We start from the raw sequence: 15,537 nt of genomic DNA on the forward strand, positions 1-15,537 counted from the left end.
TACGGGACAACCGAAAGAGGCACCATGACCGCGACCCTCGCCACTCTCACGTTGCCGGGCGAAGCACAGGACCTGCTGTTCCGCGAGGCCCGTACGGCGAACGCGTTCACCGACGAGCCGGTGACCGACGACCAGCTCCGCGCCGTCCACGACCTCGTCAAGTGGGGTCCGACCGCGATGAACAGCCAGCCGCTGCGCGTGCTGTACGTCCGCGGCCAGGACGCCAGGAACCGCCTCGCGCCCCACCTGTCGGAAGGCAACCGGGCCAAGACCCTCGCCGCACCGGTCACCGCGATCCTGTCCGCGGACACCGACTTCCACGAGCACCTGGCCACGACGTTCCCCCACTTCCCGGGTGCCAAGGACGCGTTCGCCGACGACGCCAAGCGCACCGAGGCCGCCAGGACCAGCACCCTGCTCCAGGCCGGCTACTTCATCATCGGCGTCCGCGCCGCCGGCCTCGCCGCGGGCCCGATGAGCGGCTTCGACCCCGAAGGCGTGCGCCGGGAGTTCCTCGCCGACACCAACCACCTGCCCTTGGTGATCGTGAACATCGGCCACCCGGACCACTCCGGCACCCACCCGCGCAACCCGCGCCTGGACTACCGCGACGTCGTCCGCACCCTCTGACCCGCTGTGCGACGCCCTGATCCCCCGGCCAACCCCAGGCCCGGGGGATCAGGGCGTTCCACAGCGGACTACGCGGCGGGGGCCGTCACCCCCGGCGGGAGGCACTCGACGTTGCGCTTGCCGTCGGGCCGCACCACGAACCAGGTGCCGCCGACGCCCTGGCCCTTCCACTGGCCCGGCGCCTCGTCCTTCGCGTACGTGTAGAGCGGCCAGCCGTCGAGCGTCACCTGATCGGTGCCGTCGGCCCTCTTCACCGTCGACACGAGCGCCGGGTCTACGCCTTGGAGCTGCGGCTTGCCGTTGGACAGCACGGGCGGCCACGTCACGGCGCACTGACCCTCGCAGTTGGACTTCGCCGGGTCCGGCGTGTCCTTGTCGAACCGGTACAGCGTGCGGCCGTCGCCGTCCTGCACGACCTCGCCCATCTTCGGCACGCTCTTGCCCACCAGCGTGACCTGCGGACCGGACGGCGCGGGCGCGGCCTGCCCCTCCGGCGCGTCCGCGGCGGGCTCTTCGACGGGCTCTTCGACGGGCGCCGCTTCCTCACTGGTCGGAGGGGCCAAGGGCTCCTGGACGTCGCCGTAGTCGCCCTGGGCCGCGGCACCCACCTGCTCGGTCTGCGCGACCGTCCTGCCCTGCAGGCCGGTGGCGTTGGAAGTCCACATGACCAGCGCGAGCACGGCCGCCATGCCGCCCGCGACGGCGATGGCGATGCGGTTTCGTCGGATCACACTCACTCCTCCTTGGTCCGTCAATCGCTCCACCGACGACTACGGCCCTCCTTCCTCCGCGGTTCAGCGCGCGCCGAAGGACAGGGGTCGCCGCTACCCGAGCTCCCACTGCTGCGCCCGGCTGCCGTCACACCGCCGCACCGCGACCCCGTTCTCACCCGAAGCCAGGCACTTGCTGTGGTCCTCGCGGGTGTGCAGCCGCACCCAGTTCTCGTCCAACGACTCGGCGACCCACGTCCCCGACAGCCCGGAGATCGACACCCCGCACCCGTGCGGCGTCTCGCCGACCGCCACGATCGACACCACCGGCGCTCCCGACGCCGCCCGGTGCGCGGCCTGGTCGGCGTCGGCCAGGTGGTGCCCGGTCTCGTTGTTCCGCACCGGACCGCGCCACGGCTCGCCGCACGACCGACGTCCCGGCACGGCGTACGGCCGGATCGACCAGCCCACCTCGTCCTGCCCGAGCGGAGGGCAGTCGCGCCGGAAGACCTGGATGTGCACGTCCGGCCGGCCACCCTGGTGGGCGAGGCACCCGCCCGCGCCCCGGTTCTCGATCACCACGGCGTCCGGCGCCTGCCCGCGGATGCGCCGCAACCGCCACGACTGATGGTCGTCACCCGGCCGGCAGTGCTGGAAGTGCTGGTCCTTGTCCGGCTTGCGGTCGGCGGTCAGGCACAGGTCGGCTCGCACGCTGCTGCGGATCGTCCAGTCGCCGTCCCCCGGCGCCAACAACACGAAGTGACCGGGGTTGTCCGAGTCGGCGCAGTCCCATTGGTAGACGTTCTCGCCGGGCTTCTCCGAATCGTCCGGGTGTGTGTAGGCGCCGTTCCGGGAGAGGCATTTCCCGGTCGCCAGGTTGACGACGTAGGCCAGGAATTCCCGGTCGCCCGGAAAATCCGGCCCGACACCGCTGACCTCACCGCCCCTCGACCCCGGACGGTCCGCGGTGAGCGCGAACACCGTCAGTGCCAGCACCGCGACTGCCACCGCCGCACGTCCTCGCCGTGACCCCGCCGCCGACGGTGGATAAGGGTCGTCCGGCCGGGCGATCCACGCCTTGGCCGTGGTGTCCTTCACCCGCACGTCGACCGGCCGGAACGTGCGCGGGTCGACCACCCGGCTCTGCCGGGCCACCTCCTGGTAGAACCAGTCCGACACGACGAGCGCCACCACCCCGGACGACCGTGCCAGCGCGTTTCGCAGCCGCTCGGCGTCGAGCAGGCGGAACGCCAGGTTGATCGACCCGGCCGTGTAGCCGTGCGGGTCCGGGAGGACTTCGCCCGCGTGCACCGCCATGCGCGCCCGCACCCGCTCCTCGGCCCGGTGCCCGGCGTTGTGCTCCGCCAGTGCCTCGGCCAACGCGCCCGGCAACCGGTCGACCACGAGTTGCTTCGGCACGGTCGGGGGCACCAGCAGGAAGACACCGTCGCCGCGGTCCTCCCGGTGGCACTCGTCCCACGGGATGCCGGAATCGCGGAACGCCCGGTGCAGTGAACCGTAAAGAGCGGCCCGGACCACGAGCTGATCCGCATTATTGCGGCTGCCGTGGGTGAACTTTTCCACGTCGACGACGATTATGGTTCGGTGTTCTGCTTGCGGATTCTCCGACTCCACGACGTCACCATAAAGCCGCGTACAAGAGGTCGCCCGCCGGATCGCGGTCCGCCACCTCCTTTTCACCGGAACCGAGGATCTTCACCCGCCACCGGGGACCCGCACCGGGGACATAGGGTGTCCGGGTGGGCAACGAGATCTCCTTCCCGCGCCAGCACGCGCGCACCCAGCGGTTCACCCTCGGCGCACCCCGGACGTTCACCGCGTCCCCGGACGGCACGAAGGTGTACTTCCTCCGCACCGCCACGGCCACGAGCCGGGCGAACGGCCTGTGGGCGTTCGACACCGCGACCCGCGCCGAGGCGCTGCTGGCCGACCCGGGCACCCTGCTGACCGACCCCGAGGACCTGTCCCCGGAGGAACGGGCACGCCGCGAGCGCACCCGCGAGTCGGCCGCCGGCATCGTCGGCTACGCCACCGACAGCGACGTGCGGCAGGCCGTGTTCGCGTTGTCCGGCAGGCTGTTCGTGCTCGAGCTCGCCACCGCCGCGGTCCGCGAGCTGCCGGTCTCCGGCGCGGCGATCGACCCGAGGTTGGACCCGACCGGGCGCCAGGTCGGCTACGTGGCCGACGGGGCGCTGCACGTCGTGGACCTGGAGACGGGTACCGACCGGGTGGTCGCGTCACCGGACGGCCCGGACGTCACGTGGGGCCTGGCGGAGTTCATCGCGGCCGAGGAGATGGGCCGCCACCGGGGCTACTGGTTCTCCCCGGACGGCGAGCACGTGCTGGCGGCGCGCGTCGACAACGCGCCCGTGCCGCGGTGGCACATCGCCGACCCGGCCAACCCGGCCAAGCCCGCCGCCGAGATCGCCTACCCGGCCGCCGGTGAGGCCAATGCCGTGGTGGAGCTGGCGATCTTCGGCACCGGCCGGACCGACGTGACGTGGGACCGCGAGGCGTTCCCGTACCTGAACACGGTCTCCTGGACCTCGCACGGCAAGCCGCTGGTGCAGGTGCAGTCACGTGACCAGCGCCGGGTCCTGGTGCTGGCCGTGGACGTGGCGACCGGTGCCACCGAGGTCGTGGCCGACGACACCGACCCGCACTGGCTGGAGGTCGTGCCGGGCGCGCCGCGCTGGACCGCGGGTGGCGAGCTGGTGCGCGTGCTGCCGATCGGTGACGCGAACCGGCTCGTGGTCGGCGACCGCCCGTGGACGCCCGACGGCTTCCAGGTCCGCGCGGTGCTCGACGTCGCCGAGGACGGCGTGCTGGTCACCGCGTCCACCGACGACCCGACCCAGACGCACGTGTTCCTGGTCGACGAGGGCAACGTGACGCGACTGTCCACTGAGGACGGTGTGCACAGCGCCACCCGCGCGGCCGGGGTGCTGGTGCTGGCCCGTTCCTCGATGGACCACTTCGGACCCGAGGTCACCGTCTCCACCGGCGGCGGGATCGCCTCGTTCGCCGAGACCCCCGTGCTGACGCCGGAAGTGCGCCTGCTCACCGTCGGCGAGCGCGACCTGCGCGCGGCGCTGATCTTCCCGCGCGGCCACGTGCCGGGGACCAAGCTCCCGGTCCTGCTCGACCCGTACGGCGGCCCGCACGCGCAACGCGTCGTCTCGGCGCGCAACGCCTACCTGGCCTCGCAGTGGCTGGCCGACCAGGGCTTCGCCGTCCTGGTCGTGGACGGCCGCGGCACGCCCGGTCGCGGCCCCGCCTGGGAACGGGAGATCGCGTTCGACTTCGCGGGCGCCACCCTCGAAGACCAGGTGGACGCCCTGCACGCGGTCGCCGCCGGCGAACCGGACCTCGACCTGACCCGGGTCGGCATCCGCGGCTGGTCCTACGGCGGCTACCTGGCGGCGTTGGCCGTGCTGCGCCGCCCGGACGTGTTCCACGCGGGCATCGCGGGCGCGCCGGTCACCGACTGGCGGCTCTACGACACCCACTACACCGAGCGCTACCTGGGCCACCCGGCCGACAAGCCCGAGGTGTACGACGCCAACTCGCTCATCGCCGACGCGCCGAAGCTGGAACGCCCGCTGATGATCGTGCACGGCCTGGCGGACGACAACGTGGTGGCCGCGCACACCCTGCGCCTGTCGTCGGCACTGCTCGCCGCCGGCCGACCGCACACCGTGCTGCCGCTGTCCGGCGTGACCCACATGACCCCGCAGGAACAGGTCGCCGAGAACCTGCTCCTGCTCCAGGTCGACTTCCTCCACCGCTCCCTCACCCGCTAGCGCGAGAGTCCTACGTCCAGCGCGCGAGAGTCCTACGTTCGTAGCACCTGAGTTCAACACTTGGCATACCGGTTGGTCGGTCGAATGTTGAACTCAGGGCTCGTGAACGTAGGACTCTCGCGTCGTGAACGTAGGACTCGCGGGTTGGTCAGGCGAGGGAGTGGCGGACCAGGTACGGCGGGATCGAGTTGCCGACCAGGGCCAGGTCGTCGATCGTCTCCGGCTGGTAGCCGCACTCGGCCAGCCGCTCGACCATCAGCGCGGTCGGGTCGGCCACCTCGTCGGCGCGCCCGAACAGGTACGCCCACTCGTGCTCGTCCGAGCCGTAGTACGCGACCGTGCCGAACACCTCGTTGAACCGCTGCCACATGCGGACCAGCGTGGTGTTGCGCCACATCGTCTGGCAGCCCGCCTGCGACACCACCACACCACCCGGCGTGAGCAACCCCTTGCACATGGCCAGGAACTCGGCGCCGTACAGCCGGTTGTGCTGCGCCTCCTCCTCGCGCTCGTCCGGCAGGTCCACCAGGACGATGTCGTAACGCTCCGACGTGGTCCGGATGTACTCGTAGCCGTCGATGTAGCGGACGTGGACCGGGCCTTCGCCCTTCTCCGCCAACGCGAGCTCGTCCAGCGTGTACCCGTAGGGCAGGTGCTCGGCGCACAGCCGCACGGCCTGCGCGTCGATGTCGATGTGGTCGACCACCGAAGCGCCCGCCGCCACCGCCATCTGGCACACCACGCCCTCGGACGACCCGATGACCAGCACCCGGTCGACGCGGTCGGCCAGCAGCAGCGCCGGGACCATCAGCGCCTCGTGGTAGGTCAGCTGGCTGAACTCGGTGCTCTGCCGGTCGTCGTCGCAGAACAGCGACAGCCCTTGGGCGGTGCGGGCGATCACCAGGTGCTGGAACTCGGTCCTGGTGTCGACCACGACCTCCTCGACGTCCCAGTGCCTGGTCATACCCGCCGCGAGCGGTTCGCGGATCAAGACGCTTTCTCCTCACCGACGAGCGCGGGGACGCGGTGCCCCCGGCTGACCATGTCCGTCCGTGCCGACACGGCACCCAAGGCCTCGGCCAACAGCTGCACCGCGAGCGCGGGCTTGGCACGAGTGCCGCACGTGAACACGTCCACGAACACGGCACCGACCTCCGGGTACGTGTGGATGGACGCGTGCGACTCCGACAACAGGGCCAGCACGGTGACCCCTTGCGGCTCGAACTGCTTGGAGACCACCTCCAACACCGTGGCGTCAGCCTGGGTGAGCGCTTCACCGAGCGCGTGTCGCAGGAACTGCTCGTCATCCAGCAGTTCCGGGCTCACGCCTTCCAGTTCGGCGAGCACGTGCTGTCCTGCGAACAAGCCAACCGGCTCGGATTCGCACGGGAGTTCGGACATCAATCACTCCAAACATCTTCAGGAGGGGTACTGCGGAGGACAGGCGGGGGCGTGCTCATCGCACGCAGTGGGTGGCCAGCGGCGGGAAGCCGTTGAACGCCACCGACGAGTAGCTCGCCGTGTAGGCACCCGCACCGAGCAGGTCGACGTGGTCGCCCGCGCGCAGGTCCAGCGGTAGCTCGTAGCACGTGTTCTGGTACAGCACGTCGTCCGCGTCGCAGGTGGGACCGGCGAGCACGACGGGACCGACGGGACCACCATCGCGGTTGGTCACGAGCGGGTACGCGATGGCCTCGCCCTCGGTCTCGGCGAGCCCGCCGTAGCGGCCGATGTCGAGGAAGACCCAACGGCGTTCGTCCGAATAGGACTTCCGGGACACCAGCACCACTTCGGAGCGGATCACACCGGACTCAGCCACGATAGCGCGTCCGGGCTCGATCATCACCTCGGGCGCGAAACCGCCGGACGAGACGCCGAAGTGACGGGCGATCGACGCGGTGATGGCCGCCGCGTACTCCGCGAGCGGAGGCGGCTGGGTCAGGTAGCCCGCGGGCAGGCCGCCGCCGAGGTTGACCGTGGTCGGCGAAAGCCCTTCGGCGCGCAGCTTCCCGATGATCTCGGCGGCGTCGGCGATCGCGCCGTCCCAGCCGTTCGGGTCCAGCTGCTGCGACCCGGCGTGGAACGCCACCCCCAGCGGAACGAGTCCGAGTTCGGCGGCCAACCGCAGGAGATCCGTCGCCATTTCCGGCGAGCAGCCGAACTTCTTGCCGAACGGGTACGTGGAACCCTTGCTGTTGACCAAGATTCGCAACAACACCGACGCGCCGGGCGCGTGCTCGGCCAGCGTGCGCACGTCCTGTTCGCTGTCGGACACGAAGAGTCGCACCCCGCGCGAGAACGCGTACGCGATGTCACGTGCCTTCTTGATCGGGTTGCTGTAGGAGATGGCCTCCGGCGCGGCACCCCGCTCCAGGCACAGGTCGATTTCGGCCGGGCTGGCGACGTCGAAGCTCGACCCCTCGGCGGCCAGCAACCCGACCACGTCGGGCGTCGGGTTCGCCTTGACCGCGTAGAAGATGCCCACCCGCGGCAGCGCCGCGCGGATCGCCGTGAACCGGTCGCGCACCGTCGGCAGGTCGATGACCAGGCAGGGCGTGTCCGGTTGATCGTGGTCCAGGAAACGACGAATACGAGCCATTGCCTCGTGGAGCCGTTCGTCGGCAAAGCTCGTCGTCATCTCGCTAGGGGTCCCCCTCCGCAACCGTGTTCAGGCACGGTCTGACCGTCTTCGGGCACGGCGGTCCACTCTAGGTGGTGAAGGCGAAAAATGCGCTATCAGCGGGCGAACTTGTGATGCAACTCCACGACGCTGATGTCCGGCGGCGCGCCGACGCGGACCGGGGGACCCCAGAACCCGGCACCGTTGCTGGTGTAGACCTGCGTGCCGTCGACGGTCTCCAGCCCGCTGCGGACCGGCTGCTGCAAGCCGATCGCGAGGTGGAACGGGAACATCTGGCCGCCGTGCGTGTGCCCCGACAGCTGCAGGTCCACCCCGTACTTGGCGGCCTCGTGGACCTGCACCGGCTGGTGCGCCATCAGCACCACCGGTGTGGACGTGTCGCGGCCGTCCAGCGCGCGGGCGAAGTCGGCGCCGTCGCCGAAGCCCTCGCCGGTGACGTCGTTGACGCCCGCGAGGTCGAACGACGCGCCGGCCCGCTCGATCCGCAGCCGCTCGTTGCGCAGCGGGTTGACCCCGAGCCGCTCCAGCTCCGCCAGCCACGGCTCCGCGCCCGAGTAGTACTCGTGGTTGCCGGTGACGAAGAAGCTGCCGTGCGTGCTCACCAGGTCGCGCAGCGGAGCCGCCGCCTCGCCGAGCTCCTCCACCGTGCCGTCGACCAGGTCGCCGACGATCGCCACCAGGTCCACCCGCTGCTCGTTGATCATCCGCACGATCCGCTCGGTGTGGCCGCGGCCGAGCAGCGGGCCCAGGTGGATGTCGCTCACCACCGCGATCCGGTAGCCCGACAGCCGCTGGTCGAGCTTGCCCAGCGTCACCGGCACCCGCTTGACGACCGGGTCGCCCAGCGCCTGCGTGGTCCCGAAGCCCACGACGCCCGCCGTGGCCACCCCGCCCGCGACCGCGAGCGACCGCGCGATGAACAGCCGCCGTCCCGGGTCGGCCGGCTGGTCGGCGAGCACCGCCGCGGGCGTCTGGACCCCGGCGTCCGGCGCGCCGACCACGGCCGGCACCTCGTGCGCCCGCGTCGCGCGCAGCAGCACCAGCCGGGGGACCTCCAGCACCGCCATGATCAACGCGAAGTAGAACGCGCCCGCCAGCCAGATGAACCCGGGCCAGGCCACCACCAGGCCGAGCCCTCCGCCGGTACGGGTCACCAGCAGCGCCGCCATCAGCAGCAGGTAGAGGAACACCACCACGCCGGTGCCGATCCGACGGCCGCGACCGGGGCGGGTCGTGGCGCGCACGGCCCGTCTCCAGATGTAGTAGTGGGCTGCGCCCATCACGACCGCGAACATGACGAAGAACAACAAGGTGGCGCCTCCCCAGTGGTGGTGAGTCCAGTTTCCACGAATCTCGAAGCAGCCGTGCAACCCGCCGGCGGCCCGCGAGCGTGATTACCTCGTACCGCAGCACGGGGGAGGACAGATGAGTGATCGGGACACCGCGTTCGCGGAGTACTTCGCGGCGCGGTCCGAGGCCATGCGCGGCACGGCGTACCTGCTGTGCGGCGACTGGCACCGTGCCGAGGACCTGGTCCAGGCCACTTTCGCCAAGCTCTACGTGGCGTGGCGGCGGATCAACCGGCACGAGGCACTCGACGCCTACACCCGGCAGACGCTCGTCCGGACGTTCGTGTCCGACCTGCGCCGGGGCTGGTTCCGCAAGGAACGGGTGAGCGAGACGAGCACCGACGTGGCGGACGTCCCACGCGGCTCGACGGAGGACCGGCTGGTGCTGCTCGCGGCGCTGGCGAAGGTGCCTCCGCGGCAACGGGCCGTGCTCGTGCTCCGGTACTGGGAAGACCTGTCGGTCGAGGAGACCGCCAGGGCGTTGCACTGTTCGGAAGGAACGGTGAAGAGCCAGGCCGCGCGGGGGCTGCAGACGCTGCGCGGCCTGATCACCCCTCAGCAGGGAGAGATGGTGCGATGAACGAGCACGAGCTGAAGAGCGCGTTGCAGGATGTGATGGTGGCGAGCAGCCCGCCGCCACCCATGAGCCCGGAGGCCGCGCTGGAGCACGGGCGCCGTGCCCAGCGCCGGCGGAAGGCGGCGGTGGGTGCCGGGTTCGCCGGGTTCGCCGTGGTGGCCATCGCGGTCGGCGCGGTCGTGGTGGTGCCGAACCTCGGTGCCGGTGGTGCCGACTTGCAGGTGGCGGCGGGGCAGTCGGCGGAGACCCGGCCGTCGGTCACGCCGACCGCCAGCGCGCCGCCGTCCGTCACGCCGACGGTCACCCCTCCGCCGTCGTCGGCGCCTCCGGGCGGGTCGACCGAGACGCCCTGGCCGAACGGGCAGACGGACCGCACCGCGACCAGCGGACCGCGGGCGGACAAAGGCGCCAAGGTGCTCAACGACCTGGCGTCGTCGCTGCCGCCCGGCGTGAAGGCCGAGGACCGGACCCGGATCGGGTTCGCCGACTACGGGCCCATGACCAGGCACCAGGCCCAGTTCGCCGAGTACGTCGGTGACCTGCAGGTGTGGGAGTACTGGGTGCGCACGCCGGTCGTCATCACGGGTGAGGCGGGTGTCGGCGAGCTGACGCTCCAGGTCGAGACCAAGGGCAACACGCGGCTGGGCGACCTCGACGGGTGCCAGGCGGCGGCCGCGTTCCCGTACCCGATCTCGGGCGGCACGTGCGCGCTGGTCGACGTCGGCGGCAAGCAGGTCGCCGTCGTCACCGGTGCCACCGTGGACGGTGGTGCCAACACGATGGACGCCGCCGCCTTCTACCGGCACCCCGACGGCACGCGGGTGATCGTCGGGTACGCGAGCGAGTTCAAGGAGTCCGGCCACCCGGCGTTGTCGCGGCCGGCGCTGACCGGGGCGCAGCTCGCGGCGATCGCCGCGGACCCGAAGTTCCACCTCGACTAGAGCCACCGCCGGGGACGGGGAGGCCGGGCGCCAGGTGCGCCCGGCCTCTTCGGTGTCGTGGCGGCGTTCACCTGCTCGTGGGTACTCCATCCGGGTGTTCGTGCAGGTACCGTGCTGTTTGCCATGCGGACGCTGCTCATCGACAACTACGACTCGTTCACCTTCAACCTCTTCCAGTACCTCGCCGAGGTGAACGGGCGCGAGCCGGTCGTCATCACCAACGACGACCCGCGGTTCGGGCTGTCCGACCTGCGGCGCTTCGACAACGTGGTGATCTCGCCCGGCCCCGGCCGACCGGAGCGCGCCGCCGACTTCGGCCTGTGCCGCGCGGTGATCGAGCACGCCGACATCCCCCTGTTGGGTGTCTGCCTGGGCCACCAAGGGCTGTGCCTGGCGCACGGCGCGTCCGTGGGCCTGGTCACGCCGCGGCACGGCGTGGTCGACCACGTGCGGCACACCGGCGTGGACGTGTTCGCCGGCCTGCCGTCGCCGCTGCCCGTCGTGCGGTACCACTCGCTGGCCGTGTCGGACCTGCCGCCGTCGCTGGAGCCGATCGCCTGGTCCGAGTCCGACGGCGTGCTGATGGGCGTGCGGCACCGTTTGCGGCCCGCGTGGGGCGTGCAGTTCCACCCCGAGTCGGTGTGCACGTCGCACGGCCACGAGCTGCTCGCCAACTTCCGCGATTTGACCGACGCCTCGGCCGCGCCGCCCGCGCTGCCTCCGCCGGCCGTGCCTCCCGCCGCTGGGGGCGTTCGCGAGGTGCTGGTGCGGCGCGTGGACGTGCACCCGTCGCCCGAGGACGTGTACGCGGCCCTGTACGGGGCGTCCCGGGACGCGTTCTGGCTGGACAGCAGCCTCGTCGGCGCCCGCGGCCGGTTCTCCGTGATGGGGGACGCCTCCGGGCCGCTGGCGCGCGTGGCGACGTACGACGTGTGGACCGGCGAGGTGACGGTGGACGGGCAGATGCACCCCGGGCCGTTCTTCGACTGGCTGGAGGCCGACCTGGCGGCGTGGCGGGTGGCGCCGCCGGACGTGCCGTTCGAGTTCGCGCTCGGCTGGGTGGGTTACCTCGGGTACGAGCTGAAGGCCGAGTGCGGCGCGGCGGCGGCGCACCGTTCGGAGCAGCCCGACGCGGCATTCGTGTTCGCCGACCGGGCGCTGGTTTTCGACCACGTTTCGCGGTGCGTGTACCTGCTGGCGTTGTCCGACGAGGACGGCTGGTTGGGCCGAACGGCCGATTTCCTGCGTGATTTCACCGCCGTGCCGTCGGCCGCGCCGCGCCCGGCCCGGGCCGACTCCATGCAGCCGCGGCATCGCCGTTCGCACTACTTGAAGCTGGTGGCGGCTTGTCAGGAGGCCATCACGGCGGGCGAGAGCTACGAGGTGTGCTTGACGAACACGGTGACGTGGCGCGGCTCGGTCGACCCGTGGGACGCCTACCGGTTCCTGCGCGCGGAAAGCCCCGCGCCGTTCGGGGCGCTGCTCCGGTTCGGTGCGCTCTCCGTGCTCAGCACTTCACCCGAGCGGTTCATCCGGGTCGACCGACAGGGTGTCGTCGAATCCGAGCCAATCAAGGGCACACGCCCCCGCGGGGCCACCCCGGCGGAGGACGGGGCTTTGCGCGGGGCCTTGGCTACCAGCGCGAAGGACCGCGCCGAGAACCTCATGATCGTCGACTTGGTCCGCAATGATCTGGGCCATTGCGCGGAAGTGGGCAGCGTCGAGGTGCCCAGGATCTTCGAGGTGGAGAGCTACGCGACGGTGCACCAGCTGGTGAGCACCGTTCGGGCCCGACTGCGTTCCGGTAGTTCCGCCGTGCGGGTGGTTAGGGCGGCGTTCCCGGGCGGGTCCATGACAGGGGCGCCCAAGATCCGGACAATGCAGATCATCGACGGGCTGGAAGCCGGGCCCAGGGGTGTCTACTCCGGGGCGCTCGGTTACTTCTCACTCTCCGGAACGGCCGACTTCAGCATCGTCATCAGGACGCTCGTGGTGGACCGCGACAAGGTGAGTTTCGGGGTCGGGGGCGCGGTCATCGCGCTGTCCGACCCCGCGGAGGAATTCGAGGAGACGGCGGTCAAGGCGACCGCGCTGCTCAGGCTGGCAGGCGTCGGGTTCCCAGGGCGTTCTTCGCTGCCCTGAAGGCCTCTGACCTGCCGTTTTCCCCTGCGGTTGGCGTAGTCCACCGCAGGGGAAAACGACGCGGACTCAGGAAGCGTGGGCTTCCTGGAACTGCACGACCAGGCCCTGGGGAATGCGGCCGCGGTCGGAGATCTGGTGGCCCTGCGCGCGCGCCCAGTCCCGAATGGCCTGGGCCTGCGCCTTGTCACCAGCCTTTACCGTGCTCTTGCCGGTGCCCTTGCGCTGCTTGCGGCCACCTGCGCGGCGCGCCTTGGCGACGAAGTCGGCCAGGGACTCGCGGAGCTTGTCCGCATTGTCCTTCGAGAGGTCGATGGAGTACTCCACACCGTCCAGCGCGAAGGTCACGGTCTCGGCGGCTTCGCTGCCGTCGAGGTCGTCGATGAGTTGGACGACGGTCTGCTGTGCCACTGTTCCTCCGTGTGTGCTCGCATAGCGCGTGCTGCCCTCGACTTGTTCTGCGCCACACGCTTGAGTCGACACCATAGTGCACGAGAGGAATATCGCCTAACCTTTCGCGGTGAAAATGTGACTGATGCCCCCGGACGGGTCATTTCGCGACACAAACCGCACCGGGCCGAAATGTGCGGCCCGCCGGCCCGTCACCCCGTGGTGCCCGTCACACCCGGTCGAGTGGCCTATCCTGGACCCGGATACCCGCCCAGGGTAGGGAAGGTCGGGAGCGATGCTCGGTTACACGGCGGACAAGGACGCGTACCTCAAGCGATTGCGGCGGATCGAAGGGCAGGTCCGCGGCCTCCAGCGGATGGTGGAGAACGACGAGTACTGCATCGACGTGCTGACCCAGATCTCCGCCGCGACGAAGGCGTTGCAGGCGGTCTCCCTGGGCCTGCTGGACGAGCACCTCAAGCACTGCGTGGCACAGGCGGTCGCCGAGGGCGGTGAGGTGGCGGAGGAGAAGATCGCCGAGGCCTCCGCCGCCATCGGCCGCCTGGTCCGCTCCTGACCGACCAGTCCCCGGCCGCCACCCCGAACGGCGGCCGGGCGACCTGATCGAGTACAGTGCTCGCGCCGGCCCCCGTAGCCCAATCGGCAGAGGCAGCGGACTCAAAATCCGTCCAGTGTGCGTTCGAGTCGCACCGGGGGCACATCGCGAATCATGTGAAGTTCGGCCCCTGACCGGTGTTCTGCTGGTCGGGGGCCGAACTCGTTCTGCCTGGTCGGCTCGCCGGGTGCACGGTTGGGCGCGGGTTGTCGCAGGTGAACCCACGGCGTACCGATCCGATCGGATACGTCACTGGAGGGCCGGCATGGCGCACATGGCGGAGATGCTCGTGCAGGCGAGATGCGCTGCGGGGCTCAGTCAAGAGGAACTGGCACGTCGAGCAGGCACTTCGCGGCCGACGCTGTCCGCCTACGAACGCGGACGGAAGTCGCCCACGGTGGACACGTTGGGGCGGTTGCCGGCTGAAGCCGGTCACGAGATGGTGGTCGTGCCCGTGCCGCGGGTTGTCGAGCACGTGACCCCGCGTGGTCGCGTGGTCTTCACGTTGAGCGAGCTTCCTCGACTCCCGGTGGACCGGGCCATTTCCGTCGTGACGCTGCCGATCCACTTGAACTGGTCCGCGCCGGGGCGGCGGTTCAACCTGGCCAAGCGGCCGGAACGGGCGCGCGTCTACGAGATCGTTCTTCGCGAGCTGGGCCGTCGAGCTGGTTGACGACCGCCCTGGTTGATCATCCTTTGTGGACCCGGCTGTCCATGTCGCGTACGTGGATGGTGCTTTGCCCGTCGACTCGTGTCCTCCCTCGTGAGGGCACTAGCCGATCGGTCGTCGGTTGTTCGCCAGGCCGTTGGCAGACCCTGCCGGCGCGGTGCCGGTTGCTGTGGACCACGGTGGTCCAGGTGGCCCTGGGACCGCGTCGGCGCGATGGAACCTCGACATCACCTGTGGCCGGCTGGGTGCTTTCGCCCAGAGGAAAGTGCGAAGAAATCGTCGCGACGATGATGGTCCTGCTCCTCGAACCGACGGTTGGGGAGTGCTTCGCCCGCATTCGTGTAGAACCCTGCGCACCCGACCCCATCTCGTCGTAGGGCTTGATTGGCCACCTGCAAAGGATGTCGAAATGAAGAAATTGCGCGTTGCGCTACTCGCCTGCCTCCTCGCGCTCGGCTTCGGCCTGGCGGTAGTGACACCCGCACAAGCGGTGAAGTTGGGCACCAGGCCCAACTGGGGTGCGTGCGGTTTTTCAGACGACGCCCAGAAACTGGTCTACCAGTTCAAGACCTTCGAATTGAGGTGCGGCAACGCCAGTTGGGGTTACCGCCACATCAAGGACGGGCACTACGACCAGTTCCAGAACTTGGCGAGGGCGGGCGGGCTCAACTGGAGCGATCTGGTGCACTGGGCGATCCACTACAACGTCGAAGACCCCGACCACGTCATCGTGAACGGGACTGACGGTTGCCGGGACCGGTTGCTCTACCTGCACGACCGCAATGGCCGCGAAGTGTGGCAGCAGCGCTTCAAGGTTGTCTACAACGCTCTCGACGGCCGTATCATCACCGCTTATCCCACGACTTCGATCTGCAAGAGGTAACCGCTCCGATACCCTGACCGGTGCGGCGCAGGACGAAGGATATCGTCGTCAACACACCGGGCCCGGTCGATGGCGACCTCTCAGGAGGGCGGCCGACCGGGCCCGGTGTGCTGGCGTAGAGCCAGTTCAGCAGCGGTCGGGGCGGCGGGTGCCGACCCGGAGTGGTG

At 70.2% G+C, this 15,537-nt stretch carries 15 protein-coding genes and 1 tRNA gene; 9 read left to right on the top strand and 7 right to left on the bottom strand.

Features of this window, described 5'->3' with window-relative positions; genetic code table 11:
* Nucleotides 1-24 precede the first annotated feature (24 nt).
* Nucleotides 25-630 (top strand): malonic semialdehyde reductase, encoded by a 606-nt coding sequence (locus A6A25_RS11960; RefSeq protein ID WP_073888549.1) that lies wholly within the window; start codon nucleotides 25-27, stop codon nucleotides 628-630.
* A 68-nt stretch (nucleotides 631-698) separates the two neighbouring features.
* Here the strand turns inward: A6A25_RS11960 and A6A25_RS11965 are convergent, their stop codons facing one another.
* Nucleotides 699-1,361 (bottom strand): hypothetical protein, encoded by a 663-nt coding sequence (locus A6A25_RS11965; RefSeq protein WP_073888551.1) that lies wholly within the window; start codon nucleotides 1,359-1,361, stop codon nucleotides 699-701.
* 93 nt (nucleotides 1,362-1,454) lie between these two features.
* Complete coding sequence (locus A6A25_RS11970) at nucleotides 1,455-2,924, bottom strand: ricin-type beta-trefoil lectin domain protein (protein ID WP_143193112.1); 1,470 nt, start codon at nucleotides 2,922-2,924, stop codon at nucleotides 1,455-1,457.
* Between the two features lie 176 nt (nucleotides 2,925-3,100).
* Between A6A25_RS11970 and A6A25_RS11975 the strand changes: the two genes are divergently transcribed.
* Complete coding sequence (locus tag A6A25_RS11975) at nucleotides 3,101-5,164, top strand: S9 family peptidase (protein ID WP_073888555.1); 2,064 nt, start codon at nucleotides 3,101-3,103, stop codon at nucleotides 5,162-5,164.
* 148 nt (nucleotides 5,165-5,312) lie between these two features.
* Here the strand turns inward: A6A25_RS11975 and A6A25_RS11980 are convergent, their stop codons facing one another.
* From A6A25_RS11980 to A6A25_RS11995, 4 genes are all read right to left on the bottom strand, one after another.
* Nucleotides 5,313-6,155, bottom strand: coding sequence for a spermidine synthase (locus A6A25_RS11980; protein ID WP_073888557.1), 843 nt, complete (start codon nucleotides 6,153-6,155; stop codon nucleotides 5,313-5,315).
* Complete coding sequence (gene speD, locus A6A25_RS11985; RefSeq protein WP_073888559.1) at nucleotides 6,152-6,565, bottom strand: adenosylmethionine decarboxylase; 414 nt, start codon at nucleotides 6,563-6,565, stop codon at nucleotides 6,152-6,154. Before speD ends, A6A25_RS11980 begins: the two co-directional genes overlap by 4 nt.
* A gap of 55 nt (nucleotides 6,566-6,620) precedes the next feature.
* A complete protein-coding gene (locus A6A25_RS11990; protein ID WP_073888561.1) occupies nucleotides 6,621-7,802 on the bottom strand; it encodes a type III PLP-dependent enzyme in 1,182 nt (393 codons plus the stop codon).
* Nucleotides 7,803-7,900: 98 nt separating this feature from the next.
* Nucleotides 7,901-9,112, bottom strand: coding sequence for a metallophosphoesterase (locus tag A6A25_RS11995; RefSeq protein WP_073888843.1), 1,212 nt, complete (start codon nucleotides 9,110-9,112; stop codon nucleotides 7,901-7,903).
* Between the two features lie 118 nt (nucleotides 9,113-9,230).
* Between A6A25_RS11995 and A6A25_RS12000 the strand changes: the two genes are divergently transcribed.
* The 3 genes from A6A25_RS12000 (at nucleotide 9,231) to pabB (ending at nucleotide 12,814) form a co-directional block, all read left to right on the top strand.
* Nucleotides 9,231-9,734, top strand: a complete 504-nt coding sequence (locus A6A25_RS12000) for a SigE family RNA polymerase sigma factor (protein ID WP_073888563.1) — start codon at nucleotides 9,231-9,233, stop codon at nucleotides 9,732-9,734.
* Nucleotides 9,731-10,672, top strand: a complete 942-nt coding sequence (locus A6A25_RS12005) for a hypothetical protein (RefSeq protein ID WP_073888565.1) — start codon at nucleotides 9,731-9,733, stop codon at nucleotides 10,670-10,672. Before A6A25_RS12000 ends, A6A25_RS12005 begins: the two co-directional genes overlap by 4 nt.
* 123 nt (nucleotides 10,673-10,795) lie before the next feature.
* Entirely contained in the window at nucleotides 10,796-12,814 is a 2,019-nt protein-coding gene (pabB, locus tag A6A25_RS12010) for an aminodeoxychorismate synthase component I (RefSeq protein ID WP_073888567.1), read from the top strand.
* Between the two features lie 66 nt (nucleotides 12,815-12,880).
* On the opposite strand, the gene A6A25_RS12015 is transcribed toward pabB, so the two are convergent.
* The gene (locus A6A25_RS12015; protein ID WP_015104119.1) at nucleotides 12,881-13,222 is read right to left on the bottom strand and encodes a histone-like nucleoid-structuring protein Lsr2; all 342 of its coding nucleotides are present in this window, start codon (nucleotides 13,220-13,222) and stop codon (nucleotides 12,881-12,883) included.
* Between the two features lie 274 nt (nucleotides 13,223-13,496).
* Here A6A25_RS12015 and A6A25_RS12020 point away from each other — a divergent pair, with 274 nt between their 5' ends.
* From A6A25_RS12020 to A6A25_RS12035, 4 genes are all read left to right on the top strand, one after another.
* Nucleotides 13,497-13,778 (top strand): metal-sensitive transcriptional regulator, encoded by a 282-nt coding sequence (locus tag A6A25_RS12020; protein ID WP_073888569.1) that lies wholly within the window; start codon nucleotides 13,497-13,499, stop codon nucleotides 13,776-13,778.
* Between the two features lie 68 nt (nucleotides 13,779-13,846).
* Nucleotides 13,847-13,920 (top strand) — tRNA-Leu (locus tag A6A25_RS12025).
* Nucleotides 13,921-14,082: 162 nt separating this feature from the next.
* Nucleotides 14,083-14,490: a helix-turn-helix domain-containing protein gene (locus A6A25_RS12030; protein ID WP_073888571.1), complete on the top strand. Its 408-nt coding sequence runs from the start codon at nucleotides 14,083-14,085 to the stop codon at nucleotides 14,488-14,490.
* A gap of 406 nt (nucleotides 14,491-14,896) precedes the next feature.
* A complete protein-coding gene (locus A6A25_RS12035; RefSeq protein WP_073888573.1) occupies nucleotides 14,897-15,370 on the top strand; it encodes a hypothetical protein in 474 nt (157 codons plus the stop codon).
* Nucleotides 15,371-15,537 lie beyond the last annotated feature (167 nt).

The sequence above is a fragment of the Saccharothrix sp. CB00851 genome (genome assembly GCF_001905065.1).
Taxonomy (GTDB): Bacteria; Actinomycetota; Actinomycetes; order Mycobacteriales; family Pseudonocardiaceae; genus Actinosynnema.

Excerpts from the sequence above, each read along its gene's own strand:
- A6A25_RS12000 (WP_073888563.1), top strand. The coding sequence starts at position 9,231 with ATGAGTGATCGGGACACCGCGTTCGCGGAGTACTTCGCGGCGCGGTCC.
- pabB (WP_073888567.1), top strand. The coding sequence starts at position 10,796 with ATGCGGACGCTGCTCATCGACAACTACGACTCGTTCACCTTCAACCTC.
- A6A25_RS12035 (WP_073888573.1), top strand. The coding sequence starts at position 14,897 with ATGAAGAAATTGCGCGTTGCGCTACTCGCCTGCCTCCTCGCGCTCGGC.
- A6A25_RS11990 (WP_073888561.1), bottom strand. The coding sequence starts at position 7,802 with ATGACGACGAGCTTTGCCGACGAACGGCTCCACGAGGCAATGGCTCGT.
- A6A25_RS11960 (WP_073888549.1), top strand. The coding sequence starts at position 25 with ATGACCGCGACCCTCGCCACTCTCACGTTGCCGGGCGAAGCACAGGAC.
- A6A25_RS12030 (WP_073888571.1), top strand. The coding sequence starts at position 14,083 with ATGGCGCACATGGCGGAGATGCTCGTGCAGGCGAGATGCGCTGCGGGG.
- A6A25_RS12005 (WP_073888565.1), top strand. The coding sequence starts at position 9,731 with ATGAACGAGCACGAGCTGAAGAGCGCGTTGCAGGATGTGATGGTGGCG.
- A6A25_RS12020 (WP_073888569.1), top strand. The coding sequence starts at position 13,497 with ATGCTCGGTTACACGGCGGACAAGGACGCGTACCTCAAGCGATTGCGG.
- speD (WP_073888559.1), bottom strand. The coding sequence starts at position 6,565 with ATGTCCGAACTCCCGTGCGAATCCGAGCCGGTTGGCTTGTTCGCAGGA.